A 15,940-nucleotide genomic window follows, 5' to 3' on the forward strand; every position below is an offset into this window, starting at 1 on the left:
TCACTTGGCGTCCCCCTCGGCGGCATCGCGCAGCAGGCGGGCGGCTTCAAGTGTAAACGGCGCGCCGCAAATGGTGTATCGCGACGGCACCGCCACCGCCCTGCCCTGCCCGGAGACCGCCCGATAGGCCGGGTGGACGAAGTTTTCCTGGGCGAGTGCCGGGGCGCCATAGTCTTCGCCGCCACCGACGACCAAATCTGGTTTGGCCAGCACCAGCATCTCCAGCGGCAACCGCGCCGTGCCGCTGAGCCCGAGCTTGTCTGCAATATTGACCAGTCCGGAAAGCTTGACGATCTCGTCGACGAGCGTTCCGGTGCCCGAGGTGTAGCTGTTGGCGTAGTAGGTCGCGACGGTCTTGCCCGAGGCGCTTTCCTTGCCCAATTCGGCGACGCCACGATCAAGCGCGGCGACAAGTTTTGCCGCTTCTTCGCGCCGCTCCAGGACCTCTCCCATGCGCAGGATGTTGGCCCTGATGTCGGCAATGGAGCTGTCCGGCGCGAATTCCTCGACCCGGATGCCGAGGCGCCTCAGCAGCTCAACCGTCGTCCGTGTCGTGTAGGCTCCGGCGAGCACCAGGTCAGGCTGCATCAGAAACACTTCCTCGGCAAGGCCATGATTGACGACAAAGCCGTTGGTCCGATCGGCCAGCACCGACGTGTTGGGATCGCTTGCCAGATAAGACACTGAATGCAGCTGCCCCTCGGCCGCCAGAAGCATCGCCAGCTGGTCGGTGCAGACATTCATCGACACGACGCGTTTCGGCGGCACGGCGGCTGCCGGCGCTGATGACAACGCGGCCAGCCCCGCGAGAGCGGACAGCCACGCTCGAAACCGAGCGCAGCTGAGACGATTGGTGGGCATATTACCTCGCATCAGAACACACGCGTGAAGCTCAGATTGAAGCTTCGGCCCGGCGCGCGATAGTTGGTGACGGTCGAATAGTGTTCGTCGAACAGGTTCTCGACCGAAAACTTCAGGCTCGCCCGCTCGTCGAACGTGTAGTTGGCGGCGAAATCCACCGTCACATAGTCCGGCAGCTTGACGGTGTTGGCGGCATTGGCGTAGCGCGCCCCGCCGTAGAGCAGCTTGGCGGTGAGGTCGAGGCTGTCGGTCGCGGCAAAGCTCACCTCGGCGGCCGCCTTGAAGCGATCGCGATAGGGAATGTAGCGGCCGTTGTCCTCATTCTTCGGCGAGCGGTAGTCGATCGAAACCTTGCCACTCCAGCGCTCGTCGAACGCATGCGACAGGCTGGCCTCGATACCGGTCACCTTGGCGCGCGCGACATTGAACGGCAGGTAGGTCGGCGGGTTGGAGGCGATCGCGTCGGTCAGCCAGGTCTGGTAGAAGGCGACGTCAAGCTCGGTCCCCTCACTTGGACGCCAGTTGATGCCGATCTCATAGGACCGCGACTTCTCCGGCTTCAGGTTGGGATTGGAGTAGTCGGGGCAATAGAGGTCGCTGAAGGTCGGCGCCCGGAAGCCGGTGCCGTACGAGGCGCGCGCCACAAGCTCGGGAACGAGCTCGTAGCTGGCACCGATGTTGTAGGTGGTGGCGCCTCCGAACTGTTCATTGTGATCGTAGCGCAGACCGCTGTCGATCGTCAGCGCGCCATAGTCGAGCGAGTACTGGCCGAACACCGCCGCGAGGTCGCGCGAGCCGACACCGAAATCGACAGTCGAAGCCACCTCCTCGCGATAGGCCTCGGCACCGCCCGTCAGGACATGCCTGACTTCACCTGTTTCAAAGGACTTTTCTGTCGACGCGAAGATGCCGTAGCGCCTGGTGTCGAATTCGCTGCTGCCCACGACGCCGTCACGGACATTGGTCGAATAGTCGAGGTTGCCGGAAAGTTCGACGGTCGAGCTCCAGCTGTCGGAATGCTTCACCCGTGCGCCGATCCTGCCGGCGAAGGTGTCGGTGTCAACTTCATTGGCGGAAGGCGGGGAGGCATCGTACTGGCTGCGGCCCCGGGCAAACAGGCCATCGGCATATAGCCGGCCCCAGCCATACTCCTTGGCGGCTGCGACGTTGAGCGAGCCCTGCAGGAAGCCATCGTCGTCAGGCTCATGTCCCCAGGCCAGCGGCGTGGTGAAGTCGTAGCCGCGCGTGCCGAGGATGGAGCCACCGACGGAGTAATCGATGCCGTCCTCGGTGCGTCCGCGCAGATCGCCTGAGAGATAGCCACCCCAGGGATGCGTGACGCCCGAGGTGATGCTGCCGCAGGCGTTACGGCCGTCGGCACACTGGCCGCCCTGTTTGGTGATGATGTTGACGACACCGCCGATGGCATCGGCGCCATACTGCGCCGAATGCGGTCCCTTGGCGATCTCGATACGCTCGATCGACGACAGCGGAATGTTGAAGATCGAGCTCGTACCGCTGGTCGCCGACGAACTGCGGACGCCATTGACCAGCACCAGCGTCTGGCCGGCCGACATGCCGCGCAGATAGACATTGGACGAGGCCCCCTGGCCGCCATAGCCGATGATCGAAACGCCGGCATAGTGCTTCAGCAACGACGGCAGATCTGCTGCCGCGGACTTTCGCAATTCTTCCTCGTCGATCACTGTGACCGACGACGTCGGGCGAACAAGCGCGGTTTCGCGGCGCAGCGGCGTAACGACCAGGCGCGGCAGCACGGTCACGCCGCCTGCAGCGGGCGCCTGCTGCGCGCTGGATGGTGCCGGGATGGCCAGCATGATCGCGCCGATGCCCAGGATAAGTCTCTGCATTTCTGCCCTCAAATGGTTTGGGGGGGCGCGACAAGGATCGCACCCGGTTTCCAAACCGCAGGCAAGACAGGTCGGCAGGCAGACTTTGGGACAAGATTGACCCGACGGCCTTCCGCATGCGGCAACACTTTCGATGTCACCGCCACGAGCGACCGCGCCTGACCACACCCCGTGGACAAGCATGGGTGACTGGAACGGGCAGGTCTCCTGACTTCCGTGTCACAGCCTTTTTCCGCCTTCCCGAACGCGCGAATGCGTTCAGTGGCATGATGGAAGAGGCTCAACGGTTACAGTTGCGGGGGCAGTCGCGGATTTGGCCTTCGGCCTCACCGTGTTCCCTTTTCATCCGCCTCTCGGCGGAACCGATTCCGAGGCGGACGCTACTCAGGGATGCCGAGGCTTGTCAATCGCAATCATGCGACCGGCCATAAAATATATTGATTTTCAACTAGATAGGATCATTGGACACGGACAAACAGGGCAACTTGTGCAATCGCCCGGACGCGGCAAGCCCTGCATGGGACCGCCAATTGGACGGCACTGCCCCTCGTGGACAGAGGCCACCAGCACATTGCCAACGGGGTCGCGGAAACTGAACCGACGATGTGCGCGCTACGGCCATCGACATCATCTTCGGCCACGTCGGTATCATCCGCGCATGTTCAGCCGAGCAAGGTCCTTGTCAGCGCATGATCCTTGTCAGCAAGCCCGTCGATGACGCTGAAGTGATGCCGGTCGGGCTCGACCACTGTAGCGGTGGTGGCGCCAAGCCCGGTCCAGATATTGGAAAGCAATGCGTTCTGGCGCAGGAACTCGGCGCGCTCGCCACCGCCGACCCAGCAGGTGATGCGGACGTTGTCCATCGGCCGCAGCAGCGCCGGGCTTTCAGCCAGCGCCTCGGTCTCGTCGATGTGGAGCGTCTTGTTCATGCCGGTATTGATCAGCGGCCTGAGATCATGAACTCCCGAGAGCGAAACGACATGACGGATACGAGACTGCACATCGGGCGCAAGCGGCGAAGCAGCCGCGACCATGCGCGACACGAGGTGTCCGCCGGCGGAATGTCCGGTCAGCATGATCGGGCCTTCGACCAACGCGGCTGCCTTGCCGATCGCCGCACCGACCTCGCGCACGATATCGCCGATCCTGACTTCCGGGCACAAGCTGTAGGACGGCATCGCCACCGCGTAGCCGCTGTCGATGGAACCCTTGGCGAGATGCGACCAGTAGCTCTTGTCGAGCGCCATCCAGTAACCGCCATGGACGAAGACGACGAGCCCCTTCGGCGTGCCTTCAGGCAGGAACAGGTCAAGCAGGTTGCGCGGCCTGTCACCATAGGCGATGTCGAACTGCGCTCTCCCATCTGCCGACAGGGCGTCGCGAAACGTCTGTGCCGGTTCCACCCATGCAGCAGGCCAACGATCGCCACCGGCGATGTTGGCGCCATTGCTGTAGGCGTTGTCCCAATCGGCGATACGGCGTTCGAGCATGCGGGCATCCTTCCAAGGCGGCAGCAATTCAGGCGCATAGCAATGGCCAGCGTGCCGGATTGCGTCAATGGGCCAGCGGCAGAAACTTTATGCTTGAAATAATTTTGGTCCGGTGCAATTCTCAGCCATCAGTCGAGAACGTGGGAGGTCTCGCTGTGCCAGACGCCGATCGCATGTCGATCGCGCATAGTCGCGGCCTGTGCCGAACGGCTACCTGTTGCGGCGCAGCACCTTCCCCCGAAGTAACGCATTCCAACGCACGCATGGCGTCCGCCATGCCGATGAGCAGGTAGGGGACAGCCGCAGAATGCTTGGACCGTCAGCGCATATCGACACCTTCACGCGCGATAACCTGCCACCTCAGGAGCAGTGGCCGGCGTTTCTACTCGATGGCTTCGACTATCCCGAGCATCTCAATGCCGCCGTCGAGCTGACCGATCGCCTGGTCGAAAAAGGCCTGGGCGACCACACCGCCCTGATCGGCAATGGCCGCCGCCGCACTTACAAGGAGCTGTCCGACTGGACCAACCGGCTGGCGCATGCGCTGGTCGAGAACTACGGCGTCAAGCCCGGCAATCGGGTGCTGATCCGCTCGGCCAACAACCCGGCCATGGTCGCCTGCTGGCTGGCCGCGACCAAGGCAGGTGCTGTCGTCGTCAACACCATGCCGATGCTGCGCGCCGGAGAGCTCGCCAAGATCGTCGACAAGGCAGAGATCACGATTGCGCTGTGCGATACGCGCCTGATGGACGAGATGATCGCCTGCGCCAAGGACAGCGCCTTCCTGACCAAGGTGATCGGCTTCGACGGCACCGCCAACCATGACGCCGAACTCGACCGGGTCGCGCTCGACAAATCCGTCATCTTCGAAGCGGTCAAGACCGGCCGCGACGACGTCGCCCTGCTCGGCTTCACCTCGGGCACCACGGGCGTGCCGAAAGCGACGATGCATTTTCATCGCGACCTGCTGATCATCGCCGACGCCTATGCCAAGGAGGTGCTTTCGGTCACCTCCGACGACGTCTTCGTCGGCTCGCCGCCGCTGGCCTTCACCTTCGGTCTTGGCGGCCTGGCCATTTTCCCATTGCGCTTCGGCGCGGCCGCGACCCTGCTCGAGCAGGCAACGCCGCCGAACATGATCCACATCATCGAGACCTACAAGGCGACGATCTCGTTCACCGCGCCGACCGCCTATCGCGCCATGCTGAAGGCCATGGACGAAGGCGCCGACCTGTCGTCGCTGCGCGTCGCGGTCTCTGCCGGCGAGACCTTGCCCGGACCGGTGTTCGAGGAATGGCTGGCCAAGACGGGCAAGCCGATCCTCGACGGCATCGGCGCCACCGAGATGCTGCATATCTTCATCTCCAACCGCTTCGAGGACATGAAACCCGCCTCCACCGGCAAGCCGGTCGGCGGCTATGAAGCGCGGGTCGTCGACGGCGACATGAACGAGGTGCCACGCGGCACTGTCGGCAAGCTTGCCGTGCGTGGCCCGACAGGCTGCCGCTACATGTCCGATGACAGGCAGCTCGAATATGTCCGCGACGGCTGGAACCTGACCGGCGATGCCTTCATCCAGGACACCGACGGCTTCTTCCACTTCGCCGCGCGTTCCGACGACATGATCGTCAGCGCCGGCTACAACATCGCCGGTCCCGAGGTTGAAGCCGCCCTGTTTTCGCACCCCGAAGTCGCCGAATGCGCCGTCATCGGCGCGGCTGACAGCGAACGCGGCCAGATCGTCGAGGCCTATGTCGTGCTGGTTGCCGGCGTCGCCGCCGACGCCGCGACCGTCAAGCGCCTTCAGGATCACGTCAAGGCGACGATCGCGCCTTACAAATACCCGCGCTCGGTGAAGTTCATCGACGCCCTGCCCAAGACCCAGACCGGCAAGATCCAGCGTTTCCGGTTGCGTGCGGAGAAGATGAATTGAGCAAGCCTTACGATCCCTCCGTCGAGGGCGCGCAGATGTCGTTCAAGGACCGCATGTCCTACAGCGATTATCTGCATCTCGAAAAGATCCTCGACGCTCAGGCGCCGCTGTCGACCGCCCATGACGAGATGCTGTTCATCATCCAGCATCAGACGTCCGAGCTGTGGATGAAGCTCGCTTTGCACGAGATCGGCTCGGCGATCCGCTCGATTCGTGCCGACAAGCTTGAGCCCTCGTTCAAGATGCTGACCCGCGTGTCGCGCATCTTCGAGCAGCTCAACAGCGCCTGGGATGTGCTCAGGACGATGACGCCGAGCGAATACACCGAATTTCGCGACTCGCTCGGGCAGTCCTCGGGTTTCCAGTCCTGGCAGTATCGCGCCATCGAGTTCATGGCCGGCAACCGCAACACAGCCATGTTGCGCCCGCACGCCCACCAGCCCGAACTCAGCGAAAAGCTCGAGGCGGTTCTCGCCCAGCCTTCGCTCTATGACGAGGCGATCCTGCTGCTTGGTCGCAACGGCTTCGATATCGGCGCCGACGGCAAGCGCACCGACTGGCGCGAAACGCGCAGCGAAAGCGAAGAAGTGCTCGTCGCCTGGCAGGCGATCTATCGCGATCCGCAACGCTACTGGATGTTCTACGAGCTGGCCGAGAAGCTTGTCGATTTCGAGGATTACTTCCGGCGCTGGCGCTTCAACCATGTCACCACGGTCGAGCGCATCATCGGTATGAAACGCGGCACCGGCGGCACGTCTGGCGCCTCGTATCTGAAGAAGATGCTGGAGGTTGAACTGTTTCCCGAACTCTGGAAAGTTCGCACCCGGCTCTAGGACTTCAAATCAAATAATCGGGAACACTTGGGAGGAGTAACCTAATGAAGAAAATCATTGCGGCAGGAATTTTCGGCCTATCGTTGGCGGCATCCGGCCTTGCCTATGCCGAACCGGTGAAGATCGGCGTCATCACCACGCTTTCGGGCGGCGGTGCGGGCCTCGGCGTCGACATGCGCGACGCGTTTGCGCTGGCCATGAAGCAGTCCGGCAACAAGGATGTCGAACTGGTCGTCGAGGACGATGCCCAGAAGCCCGAGATCGCCGTCCAGCTCGCCGAAAAAATGATCCAGAGCGACAAGGTCGACCTGTTGACCGGCATCATCTGGTCGAACCTCGCAATGGCCGTGGTGCCTAACGCTGTGGCGCAGGACGTCATCTACCTGTCGCCCAACGCCGGCCCGTCGGCGCTCGCCGGCGCCAAGTGCAACAAGAATTATTTCAACGTCGCCTACCAGAACGACAATTTCCACGAGGCGATGGGCCAGTACGCCAACAAGGACTACAAGAAGACCTTCATCCTCGCGCCCAACTATCCGGCCGGCAAGGATTCGCTGACCGGCTTCAAGCGCTATTACAAGGGCGAGTTGGCCGGCGAAGTCTACACCCAGGTCGGCCAGACCGACTACGCTGCCGAGATCGCCCAGATCCGCGATTCCGGCGCCGACTCGGTGTTCTTCTTCCTGCCCGGCGGCATGGGCATCTCGTTCATGAAGCAGTACGCCCAGTCGGGCGTGAACATTCCGGTCATGGGCCCGGGCTTCTCCTTCGACCAGGACATACTGCCGGCGGTCGGCGACGCAGCCCTCGGCGTCAAGAACTCGGCGAGCTGGTCCAAGGATCTCGACAACGAGGCCAACAAGCAGTTCGTCGAGGCCTTCCAGGCCGAATACAAGCGCTTGCCCTCGGTCTATGCCGCCCAGAGCTGGGATACGGCAAACCTGATCCTCTCGGCGCTCGGCAAGGCCAGCGTCAAGGACAAGGATGCCTTCCGCGCAGCACTCAAGGCCGCCGATTTCAAGTCGGTGCGCGGCGGGTTCACCTTCAACACCAACAACCACCCGGTGCAGAACATCTACGTGCGCGAAGTGATCAAGGAAGGCGACGTGCTGACCAACAAGATCGTCGCCACCGCCTTCGAGCACCACAAGGACGCCTACGCCGACCAGTGCAAGATGTAGGATGGATAAGGGGCCTGGTCGTAGCAGGCCGGCCTTGTACGGAGCGCCCGACCCCCACTCCGCCTCGCTGCGCTCGGCACCTCTCCCCCTCAAAAGGGGGAGGAAAAGAGCCAGAACGCCGCCGGACTTCCTCTTCCCCGTCGAACGGGGGAGAGGTGGCCCGAAGACCCGGAGTGGGGGTCGACATCGCCAGCGATGACATAGTCGCGGGCGCGTTTGCCCTATCCCACCAAACACACACCCAGCCAGCGAAAGCGTCCCCTTGTCCATAGCACTGCTCCTCGAGCAACTTCTCAACGGGCTGCAGCTCGGGGTGATGCTGTTCCTCATGGCCGCCGGCCTGACGCTGATCTTCGGCGTCATGGGCCTGATCAACCTCGCCCATGGATCGCTCTACATGATCGGCGCCTTCGCATGTGCTGCGGTAGCGGCTGCCACCGGCTCGTTCTGGATCGGCCTGGCGGCAAGCCTCGTTGCCGCTGCGGCGGCTGGCGCGATCATCGAAGTGACAGTCATACGCCGCCTCTACGACCGCGACCATCTCGACCAGGTGCTGGCAACATTCGCGCTGATCCTGATCTTCTCCGAAGGTACGCGCTGGCTGTTCGGCTCGTTCCCGCTCTATCTCGACATCCCGCCGCTGCTTCAGGGCGCAGTCCCCCTGCCCGGCGGCGGCCAGTACCAGCTCTACCGTCTCGCCATCATCGGCGTCGGCGTCGTGGTAGCACTGGGCCTGTATGTGCTGATCTCGCGGACGCGGCTCGGCATGCGTATCCGCGCCGGCGAGTCCGACCGCGAGATGATCGCCGCACTCGGCGTCGATATCCGCACCCTTTACACCGTCGTCTTCGCACTTGGCGCTGCGCTGGCCGGCCTTGCCGGCGCGCTCGTCGGTGCATTGCAGTCGGTGCAGGTCGGCATGGGCGAGCCGGCGCTGATCCTTGCTTTCGTGGTCATCGTCATCGGTGGCATCGGCTCGATCAAGGGCGCCTTGTTCGGCGCCATCCTCGTCGGCGTCGTCGACACGATGGGGCGTTTCCTGCTGCCCAAGGCTCTGGCCCTGATGATCCCCGCCGCCCAGGCCGGCCCGATAGGTGCAGCACTTGCCTCGATGCTGATCTACATCGTCATGGCACTCATCCTTGCCTTCAGGCCGAGCGGCCTGTTTGCGACGCAGTCGTGAGGGTGTCATGACCAACGCCCCCTTCATGAACCGCGAAACCATCGTCAACGTCAGCCTCGCACTGCTTTTGCTCGGCTTGCCGCTGGCAGCGCAGACGATGGGTGAGCCGTTCTACATCACACTCGCAACGCGCATCGCCATCCTGGCGCTCGCCGCCGTCGGCCTCAACATCGCACTTGGCCTTGGCGGGCTGGTGTCGTTTGGCCACGCCGCCTTCTTCGGCCTCGGCGGCTATGCAGCCGGCATCCTCGCCACCCATGCCTTTGACGGCGTGCCGCTGTTCGCCGGCATCCCCGGCACCGCGTCGATGCCCGTCATCTGGCTTGTCGCGACTGCCGTCTGCGGCCTGATCGCCTTGCCGATCGGCGCCATCAGCCTGCGCACCACCGGCGTCTACTTCATCATGATCACGCTCGCCTTCGCGCAGATGATCTACTATTTCGCCGTGTCCTGGCCGTCCTATGGTGGCGAGGACGGGCTTTCGATCTATGTGCGCAACGAATTCCCCGGTGTGAACACCGCCCAGCCGCTGTCCTATTTCCTGATCTGCTATGCAGTTCTGATGCTGGCGCTCGGTCTGTTCTGGCTGCTGCGCGGCTCGCGCTTCGGCGCGGCGTTGCAGGCGGCCCGGCAGAACGCAACGCGGCTGTCCGCTGTCGGCATCGCTCCATTCAACATCAGGCTGGTTGCCTTTGCTATCTCGGCAATGGTCACCGGCCTCGCCGGGGCGCTGTTTGCCGACCTCAACAAATTCGTCAGCCCCTCCATGCTGTCCTGGCATATGTCGGGCGAACTGATCGTGCTGATCATCCTGGGTGGCAAGGGCCGGTTGTTCGGACCCGTCGCCGGGGCCATGCTCTATGTCCTGTTCGAATTCGCCCTTGGCGGCATCACCGAACGCTGGCAGTTCTTCCTTGGGTTGATCCTGCTCGGTGTCGTTCTATTTGCCCGCGGCGGGCTGCTCGGTCTGCTGGCCGGAAAGGCGCGTCATGGCTGAGCCGATCCTCGAAATCCGCGACCTCCGCAAGACCTTCGGCGCCCTGAAGGCGACAGATGGCGTCAGCCTTGAACTTAGGCCCGGCGAGATCCACGCGCTGATCGGGCCTAACGGCGCCGGCAAGAGCACGCTGATCCACCAGATCTCCGGCTCGTTCCGGCCGGACAGCGGCAGCATCCGCTTTCTCGGCCAGGACATGGCCGGGCTCGACATGGCCGCGCGCGCCCGTCTCGGCCTCGGCCGCAGCTTTCAGATCTCGTCGCTGGCGCAGGAGTTTTCCGCCCTGCGCAACGTCATGCTGGCGGTGCAGGCACGCCAGGGCACGAGCTTCCGCTTCTTCCGCCCTGTCATGAACGACAAGAGCCTGACCGAACCGGCAATGGCGATGCTGGAGCGCGTCGGTCTCGCCGGACGCGCCCACCTGCCCGCTGCCGAGCTGTCGCATGGCGAACGCCGTCAGCTCGAGATCGCAATTGCGCTGGCGCTCGGCTCCAAGGCCTTCCTGTTCGACGAACCGATGGCCGGCATGGGTCCCGAGGGCTCGAAGGCGCTGACCAGGTTCCTCGACGACCTGCGCCATGAAGCGCCGATCCTGCTGGTCGAGCACGACATGGATGCCGTCTTCGCCCTCGCCGACCGAATCTCCGTGCTTGTCTATGGCAGCGTCATCGCCACCGGCACTGTCGACCAGATCCGCAACGACCCCGAAGTCCGCCGGGCCTATCTCGGAGAAGCCGCGTGAGCCTGCTCGAACTCAAAGGCGTCGAAACCTTCTACGGCGCATCGCAGGCGTTGTTCGGCGTCTCGCTCGACGTCAAGGAGGGCGAAGTCGTGGCGCTCATGGGCCGCAACGGCATGGGCAAGACGACGACGATCAATTCCATTCTCGGCCTGGCGAAGCCGCGCTCCGGTGCAATCAGCTTCGCCGGCCGCCAGGTAGCCGGCATGCGCCCGCATCGCATCGCCCGCCTCGGCCTGGGTCTGGTGCCCGAGGGACGGCGCTGCTTTCCCAACCTGACCGTTCTGGAAAACCTGCTTGCCGCAGCGCGTGGCAGCGAGTGGACGCTGGAAAAAGTCGTCGACCTGTTTCCACGCCTCGGCGAACGACGCGACCAGTATGCCAACACGCTCTCGGGCGGCGAACAGCAGATGCTGGCGATTGGCCGCGCGCTGATGACCAATCCCAGCCTGCTCATTCTGGACGAGGCGACCGAGGGTCTTGCACCGGTGATCCGTCAGGACATCTGGGCGGCGATCCGCAAGCTCAAGGATGCGGGTCAGTCGATCCTGGTGGTCGACAAGACGCTGTCGGAACTGCTGCCGGTTGCCGACCGCTGCTTCGTGCTGGAGAAGGGCGTGACCGTATTCGAAGGCACGCCGGACCGGCTGACGCCTGACATCCAGGACCGCTATCTCGGTGTATGAAAAAGGGCGGCATCTGCCGCCCTTTTCGTTTCCATTCGACCTGAGTTCAGGTCACTGCCGACTTGACGGCAAAACGGGCTTCCTTCCAGGCGCCGGTCCGCATGATGTCCTCGAGGATCTCGGCCGCCTGCCAGACGTCCTTGAAGCCGACATAGAGCGGCGTAAAACCGAAGCGCAGCGTAGCCGGCGCACGGAAATCGCCGATGACGCCGCGCGCGATCAGCGCCTGCATGATGGCATAGGCGTTGTCGTGCTCGAACGAGACCTGGCTGCCGCGCTTCGTGCCGTCGCGCGGGCTTTCCAGCTTGAGGCCGTAGGCGCCGCACCTGGCTTCGACCAGTTGGATGAACAGGTCGGTCAGGGCGATGCTCTTCTTGCGCAACGCTGCCATGTCGACGCCGTCCCAGTCATCGAGCGCGCCCTTGAGCGCCCGCATGGTCAGGATCGGCTGGGTGCCACACAGGAACCGGCGGATGCCGCCGTCCGCCGCATAACCCTGCTCGAAGGCGAAGGGCCTGGCATGTCCCCACCAGCCGCTCAGCGGTTGCTGAACGTCGGCGAGATGACGCGTCGCGGCGTAGATGAAGGCCGGGGCGCCGGGACCGCCATTGATGTATTTGTACGTGCAGCCAACGGCGAAATCGACATTGGCACCGTCGAGATCAACCGGCAGGGCACCTGCCGTGTGGCAGAGATCCCAGACGATCAGGGCGCCTGCCGCCTGGGCCTTCTGGGTCAGCGCCGCCATGTCGCGCAGTTCGCCCGACTTGTAGTTGACGTGGTTGACGAGAACCACCGCAACCTTGTCGTCGATCAGCTCTTCGATGCTTGGCGCATCGACGCCTTCGAGCCTGAGCACGGCATCGGCCCGCGTCGAGGCAACGCCCTCCGCCATGTAGAGATCGGTCGGGAAACTGTTGCCTTCGGCAACAATGACCGAACGGTTCGGCCGCATCGCAAGGGCAGCATGCAGCACCTTGTAGATATTGGTCGAGGTGGTGTCGCAGACGACCGTCTGGCCAGGTGCCGCACCGATCAGACGGCCTATGCGGTCGCCCAGCTCGGTCGGCATGTCGAACCAGCCGGCGGTGTTCCAGGCGCGGATCAGGTCCTGCGCCCACTCCTTGGACGCGCCCGCCTGGAGCTCGCTGAAGGCGGCATGCGACGCAGCCCCCAGCGAATTGCCGTCAAGATAGATCACTCCTTCCGGCAGAATGAAGCGATCACGCATCGAGCGCAGCGGATCGGCAGCGTCCATCGCCTCGACAGCGGCGAGATCGGGAATTGCAGTCATGATGCGGGCTATCCTTGCTTATTCGCGGATGGTTTCGCGTGCTTGTGCCGGTCCCCGGCTGCGACGCAGGCTGGGCAGCGCCAGCATGGCGAGCACGAACAGGCCGGTGGCGAGCTTCAGGTCGGGAGGCGGCATGCCGGCGGCCAGACAGAACGACACCAGCTGGTAGTAGACGACCGCGCCGACGAACGGTGCGGCCAGCTGGCGCAGCACCGTCTGCTTGCCGACAATGGCTTCACCGATCATCAGCGCGGCAAGGCCGTTGATCAGGATGCCGAGGCCCATGTTGACGTCGGCAAAGCCCTGGCTCTGCACCATAAGCGCACCGCTGATGGCCGAGAATGCGCTGGCAAGGCCGACGCCGCCGATGGTGGCGACCCAGACATTGATGCCTTGCGCTTCGGCCATGTCGGGATTGGCGCCGACGGCGCGGATCGCGGTGCCCTTCTCGGTCTTGAAGAACATGTTGAGCAGTATGAAGATGACCGCACCGATCAGTCCCGCGACGATGATCTTGGCGAACGGGAAGCCCGGCTGGACGAACGGCGCCCAGTCGAACACCGTCGGCGCGCCGAACACCGAAAGGTTCGACTTGCCCATGATGCGCAGGTTGATGCTGTACAGCATCGTCATCATCAGAATGCCGGCGAGCAGCGTGTGGATGCGGAACCGCAGGTGGATGAAGGCGGTGCAGCAGCCGGCGAGGAAACCGGCGATGAGCGCGACGGCAAGCGCTGTCAGCGGCGAGGCACCGCTTGCCAGAAGCACGCCGCAGACACAGCCGCCAAGCGGAAAGGCGCCTTCGCTGGTAAGGTCGGGGAAGTTGAGGGTGCGGAACGGAATCATGATGCCGAGCACGACGAATGCCAGGATCAGGCTCTGCGCCAGGGTTACGGGAATGAGCGAGACGAAGCTCGTGAAAACGGTCTGGATAAAGTCCATGATGATCAGCTCGCCAGCAACATGCGGTCGGTTTTCACGGAGAAATGGCCGATCAGGTCGACAACCGTCACCTTGGCCTTTTCCTCGCCGGAGATTTCGAGCCGAAGCTTGCCGGCATCCAGCATGATGACGCTGTGACCGAAATCGACGGCATGCTGCATGTTGTGCGTCACCATCAGAGTGGTGAGCTTCAGGGCATCGACGGCACGCACGGTCGCCTGCATGACGATGTCGGCGGTGCGCGGATCGAGTGCCGCCGTATGCTCATCGAGCAATAGCAGATCCGGAGAGCCGCCGACCGCCATGATCAGCGACAGCGACTGGCGCTGGCCACCCGAAAGCAGTTCGACGCGGGTGTCCAGGCGATTTTCGAGACCGAGGCCGAGAAGTGCCAGACGTTCCTTGTAGGCCGCCAGGCGAGTGGCGTTGAGCCCCTGGCGCAAGGTGCGCCTCTTGCTGCGCAGATCTGCGAGCAGCATGTTTTCGGCGACCGTCATCGAGGCGGCGGTGCCTTTCATCGGATCCTGGAAAACGCGAGCCAAGCGGATGGCGCGCTTGTGAACGGGCATGCCGGTGACGTCGTCACCATTGATCAGGATCTGGCCGGAATCGAGCACCAGCGCGCCCGAAATGGCATTGAGCATGCTGCTCTTCCCGGCACCGTTGGAGCCGATGACGACGCCGAATTCGCCGGTGGCGAGCTTGAGGCTGAGGCCGTCCAGCGCGACTTTTTCGTCGGCCTGACCCTTGTAGAAAACTTTACGTGCAGATCGGATTTCGAGCATCCGTCCCTCCAGGAAAAGGCAACGGCGCCCTGGAGCGCCAGAGCGCTCCAGGTTTCTGAACCTGCGCATCGTACCTCTTGGGCCGATGCGCCAGACGCCGCTACCAGTTTTGACGAAGTCGAATATTAGTCGACGATGCAGCCGCAATCAGCGAGCGACGCCGGGATCTCGATGCCGAAGGCAGCCATGGCCTTCTTCGAGATCGTCGCGGCATGGTCCTCATAGGCCGGGCGCGAAGGCGCAATGGTCTTGGGGTCCTTGCCCTTCAGGATTTCGGCGGCGATCTTGCCGGCATTGATGCCGACCTGCTCGTAGTTCACGGCGAAGCTGGCAGGCACGACACCGTCGCGGACTGCATTGTCGTCGGCATTGACGACCGGAATGCCAGCCTGGCGGGCGGCGGCGGCAACGGCCGGGATAGCCGGCTGGATCAGGTTCGAGGTCGGGCCGTAGATCACGTCGACCTTGCCGGCGAGCGAAGCGATGCGCTGCTGGATGTCGTTGACGTTGTCGATACCCACTTCGACCACTTCGAAGCCGGCGGCAGGTGCTGCTTCTTTGATCTTCTCGACCAGAGCGACGTCGTTGGCTTCACCCGGATTGTAGGGCACGCCGAAACGCTTGGCGTTTGGCAAAAGCTTCTTGGTGAATTCCATCACCGCCTTGACGTCCTGCAGGTCGGTAGCACCCGTCATGCCTTCGTCGCCGGCTTCCCACGACGGGACCAGCTTGGCGGCAACCGGGTCGGTCACGGCCGAAAAGACGATGTTGATGCCCGAGCCGGCGAGCGCTTTCTTGGCGATCTGCGAGACCGGGGTGGTGACGGTGTACATCAGCTTCGGCTGTTCAGCCTGAAGCTTGGCGATCATCTGGGGAACCAGCGACGCGTCGAAATTGGTGTGGCTTTCAGTGAAGACGACGTCCTTGCCGTCGACATAGCCATTGTCAGCCAGCGCCTTCTTGAAACCGGCGACGGCGGCGTTGAGCTGCGGGTGCTCGCCGAAATTGGCGATGCCGATCTTGATCGGGTCGGCAACAGCGGCACCCAGGCTGGCGGCGAGCGCGCCGGCCAGAATCAGGCCCGACATCAGACCGGACTTCAAATTTCTCATCTATTCCTCCCAGATTTGACAAGCACCGCTCCC

14 protein-coding genes and 1 riboswitch are annotated in these 15,940 nt (G+C 63.4%); of the genes, 7 read left to right on the top strand and 7 right to left on the bottom strand.

What is annotated here, in order from left to right; all coding sequences use genetic code 11:
* From H5P29_RS30625 to H5P29_RS30635, 3 genes are all read right to left on the bottom strand, one after another.
* A complete protein-coding gene (locus H5P29_RS30625) occupies positions 1 to 861 on the bottom strand; it encodes an ABC transporter substrate-binding protein (protein ID WP_154384315.1) in 861 nt (286 codons plus the stop codon).
* 11 nt (positions 862 to 872) lie between these two features.
* A complete protein-coding gene (locus tag H5P29_RS30630) occupies positions 873 to 2,732 on the bottom strand; it encodes a TonB-dependent receptor domain-containing protein (RefSeq protein ID WP_154384314.1) in 1,860 nt (619 codons plus the stop codon).
* A 179-nt stretch (positions 2,733 to 2,911) separates the two neighbouring features.
* Positions 2,912 to 3,114, bottom strand: a riboswitch (cobalamin riboswitch).
* Between the two features lie 280 nt (positions 3,115 to 3,394).
* Positions 3,395 to 4,222 carry an alpha/beta hydrolase gene (locus tag H5P29_RS30635; protein WP_154384313.1) on the bottom strand — a complete coding sequence of 276 codons (828 nt, stop codon included), beginning with the start codon at positions 4,220 to 4,222 and terminating at the stop codon, positions 3,395 to 3,397.
* Positions 4,223 to 4,529: 307 nt separating this feature from the next.
* On the opposite strand from H5P29_RS30635, the gene H5P29_RS30640 reads away from it, so the two are divergent.
* The 7 genes from H5P29_RS30640 to H5P29_RS30670 all read left to right on the top strand — a co-directional run bounded on the left by H5P29_RS30640 (position 4,530) and on the right by H5P29_RS30670 (position 11,774).
* Positions 4,530 to 6,155 carry an AMP-binding protein gene (locus H5P29_RS30640; protein ID WP_154384312.1) on the top strand — a complete coding sequence of 542 codons (1,626 nt, stop codon included), beginning with the start codon at positions 4,530 to 4,532 and terminating at the stop codon, positions 6,153 to 6,155.
* Positions 6,152 to 6,988 (top strand): tryptophan 2,3-dioxygenase, encoded by an 837-nt coding sequence (gene kynA, locus H5P29_RS30645; RefSeq protein ID WP_083948826.1) that lies wholly within the window; start codon positions 6,152 to 6,154, stop codon positions 6,986 to 6,988. Before H5P29_RS30640 ends, kynA begins: the two co-directional genes overlap by 4 nt.
* 44 nt (positions 6,989 to 7,032) lie before the next feature.
* The gene (locus H5P29_RS30650) at positions 7,033 to 8,169 is read left to right on the top strand and encodes an ABC transporter substrate-binding protein (RefSeq protein WP_154384311.1); all 1,137 of its coding nucleotides are present in this window, start codon (positions 7,033 to 7,035) and stop codon (positions 8,167 to 8,169) included.
* A gap of 262 nt (positions 8,170 to 8,431) precedes the next feature.
* Entirely contained in the window at positions 8,432 to 9,352 is a 921-nt protein-coding gene (locus tag H5P29_RS30655; RefSeq protein ID WP_067967767.1) for a branched-chain amino acid ABC transporter permease, read from the top strand.
* 25 nt (positions 9,353 to 9,377) lie between these two features.
* A complete protein-coding gene (locus tag H5P29_RS30660) occupies positions 9,378 to 10,349 on the top strand; it encodes a branched-chain amino acid ABC transporter permease (RefSeq protein ID WP_154384487.1) in 972 nt (323 codons plus the stop codon).
* Positions 10,342 to 11,091: an ABC transporter ATP-binding protein gene (locus H5P29_RS30665; protein WP_154384310.1), complete on the top strand. Its 750-nt coding sequence runs from the start codon at positions 10,342 to 10,344 to the stop codon at positions 11,089 to 11,091. Before H5P29_RS30660 ends, H5P29_RS30665 begins: the two co-directional genes overlap by 8 nt.
* Positions 11,088 to 11,774 carry an ABC transporter ATP-binding protein gene (locus tag H5P29_RS30670; RefSeq protein WP_185910442.1) on the top strand — a complete coding sequence of 229 codons (687 nt, stop codon included), beginning with the start codon at positions 11,088 to 11,090 and terminating at the stop codon, positions 11,772 to 11,774. Before H5P29_RS30665 ends, H5P29_RS30670 begins: the two co-directional genes overlap by 4 nt.
* Before the next feature lie 46 nt (positions 11,775 to 11,820).
* On the opposite strand, the gene kynU is transcribed toward H5P29_RS30670, so the two are convergent.
* The 4 genes from kynU to H5P29_RS30690 all read right to left on the bottom strand — a co-directional run bounded on the left by kynU (position 11,821) and on the right by H5P29_RS30690 (position 15,907).
* On the bottom strand, positions 11,821 to 13,068 hold the full coding sequence (gene kynU, locus H5P29_RS30675; protein WP_154384309.1) for a kynureninase: 1,248 nt from the start codon (positions 13,066 to 13,068) through the stop codon (positions 11,821 to 11,823).
* Positions 13,069 to 13,086: 18 nt separating this feature from the next.
* Positions 13,087 to 14,010 carry an ABC transporter permease gene (locus H5P29_RS30680; protein ID WP_115734653.1) on the bottom strand — a complete coding sequence of 308 codons (924 nt, stop codon included), beginning with the start codon at positions 14,008 to 14,010 and terminating at the stop codon, positions 13,087 to 13,089.
* Between the two features lie 5 nt (positions 14,011 to 14,015).
* Positions 14,016 to 14,795: an ABC transporter ATP-binding protein gene (locus tag H5P29_RS30685; protein WP_154384308.1), complete on the bottom strand. Its 780-nt coding sequence runs from the start codon at positions 14,793 to 14,795 to the stop codon at positions 14,016 to 14,018.
* Positions 14,796 to 14,920: 125 nt separating this feature from the next.
* A complete protein-coding gene (locus H5P29_RS30690; protein ID WP_115734651.1) occupies positions 14,921 to 15,907 on the bottom strand; it encodes an ABC transporter substrate-binding protein in 987 nt (328 codons plus the stop codon).
* Positions 15,908 to 15,940 lie beyond the last annotated feature (33 nt).

The organism is Aminobacter sp. MDW-2 (assembly GCF_014250155.1).
Lineage (GTDB): Bacteria > Pseudomonadota > Alphaproteobacteria > Rhizobiales > Rhizobiaceae > Aminobacter > Aminobacter ciceronei.

Excerpts from the sequence above, each read along its gene's own strand:
- H5P29_RS30625 (WP_154384315.1), bottom strand. The coding sequence starts at position 861 with ATGCCCACCAATCGTCTCAGCTGCGCTCGGTTTCGAGCGTGGCTGTCC.
- H5P29_RS30630 (WP_154384314.1), bottom strand. The coding sequence starts at position 2,732 with ATGCAGAGACTTATCCTGGGCATCGGCGCGATCATGCTGGCCATCCCG.
- H5P29_RS30635 (WP_154384313.1), bottom strand. The coding sequence starts at position 4,222 with ATGCTCGAACGCCGTATCGCCGATTGGGACAACGCCTACAGCAATGGC.
- H5P29_RS30640 (WP_154384312.1), top strand. The coding sequence starts at position 4,530 with ATGCTTGGACCGTCAGCGCATATCGACACCTTCACGCGCGATAACCTG.
- H5P29_RS30650 (WP_154384311.1), top strand. The coding sequence starts at position 7,033 with ATGAAGAAAATCATTGCGGCAGGAATTTTCGGCCTATCGTTGGCGGCA.
- H5P29_RS30660 (WP_154384487.1), top strand. The coding sequence starts at position 9,378 with ATGAACCGCGAAACCATCGTCAACGTCAGCCTCGCACTGCTTTTGCTC.
- H5P29_RS30665 (WP_154384310.1), top strand. The coding sequence starts at position 10,342 with ATGGCTGAGCCGATCCTCGAAATCCGCGACCTCCGCAAGACCTTCGGC.
- kynU (WP_154384309.1), bottom strand. The coding sequence starts at position 13,068 with ATGACTGCAATTCCCGATCTCGCCGCTGTCGAGGCGATGGACGCTGCC.
- H5P29_RS30680 (WP_115734653.1), bottom strand. The coding sequence starts at position 14,010 with ATGGACTTTATCCAGACCGTTTTCACGAGCTTCGTCTCGCTCATTCCC.
- H5P29_RS30685 (WP_154384308.1), bottom strand. The coding sequence starts at position 14,795 with ATGCTCGAAATCCGATCTGCACGTAAAGTTTTCTACAAGGGTCAGGCC.
- H5P29_RS30690 (WP_115734651.1), bottom strand. The coding sequence starts at position 15,907 with ATGAGAAATTTGAAGTCCGGTCTGATGTCGGGCCTGATTCTGGCCGGC.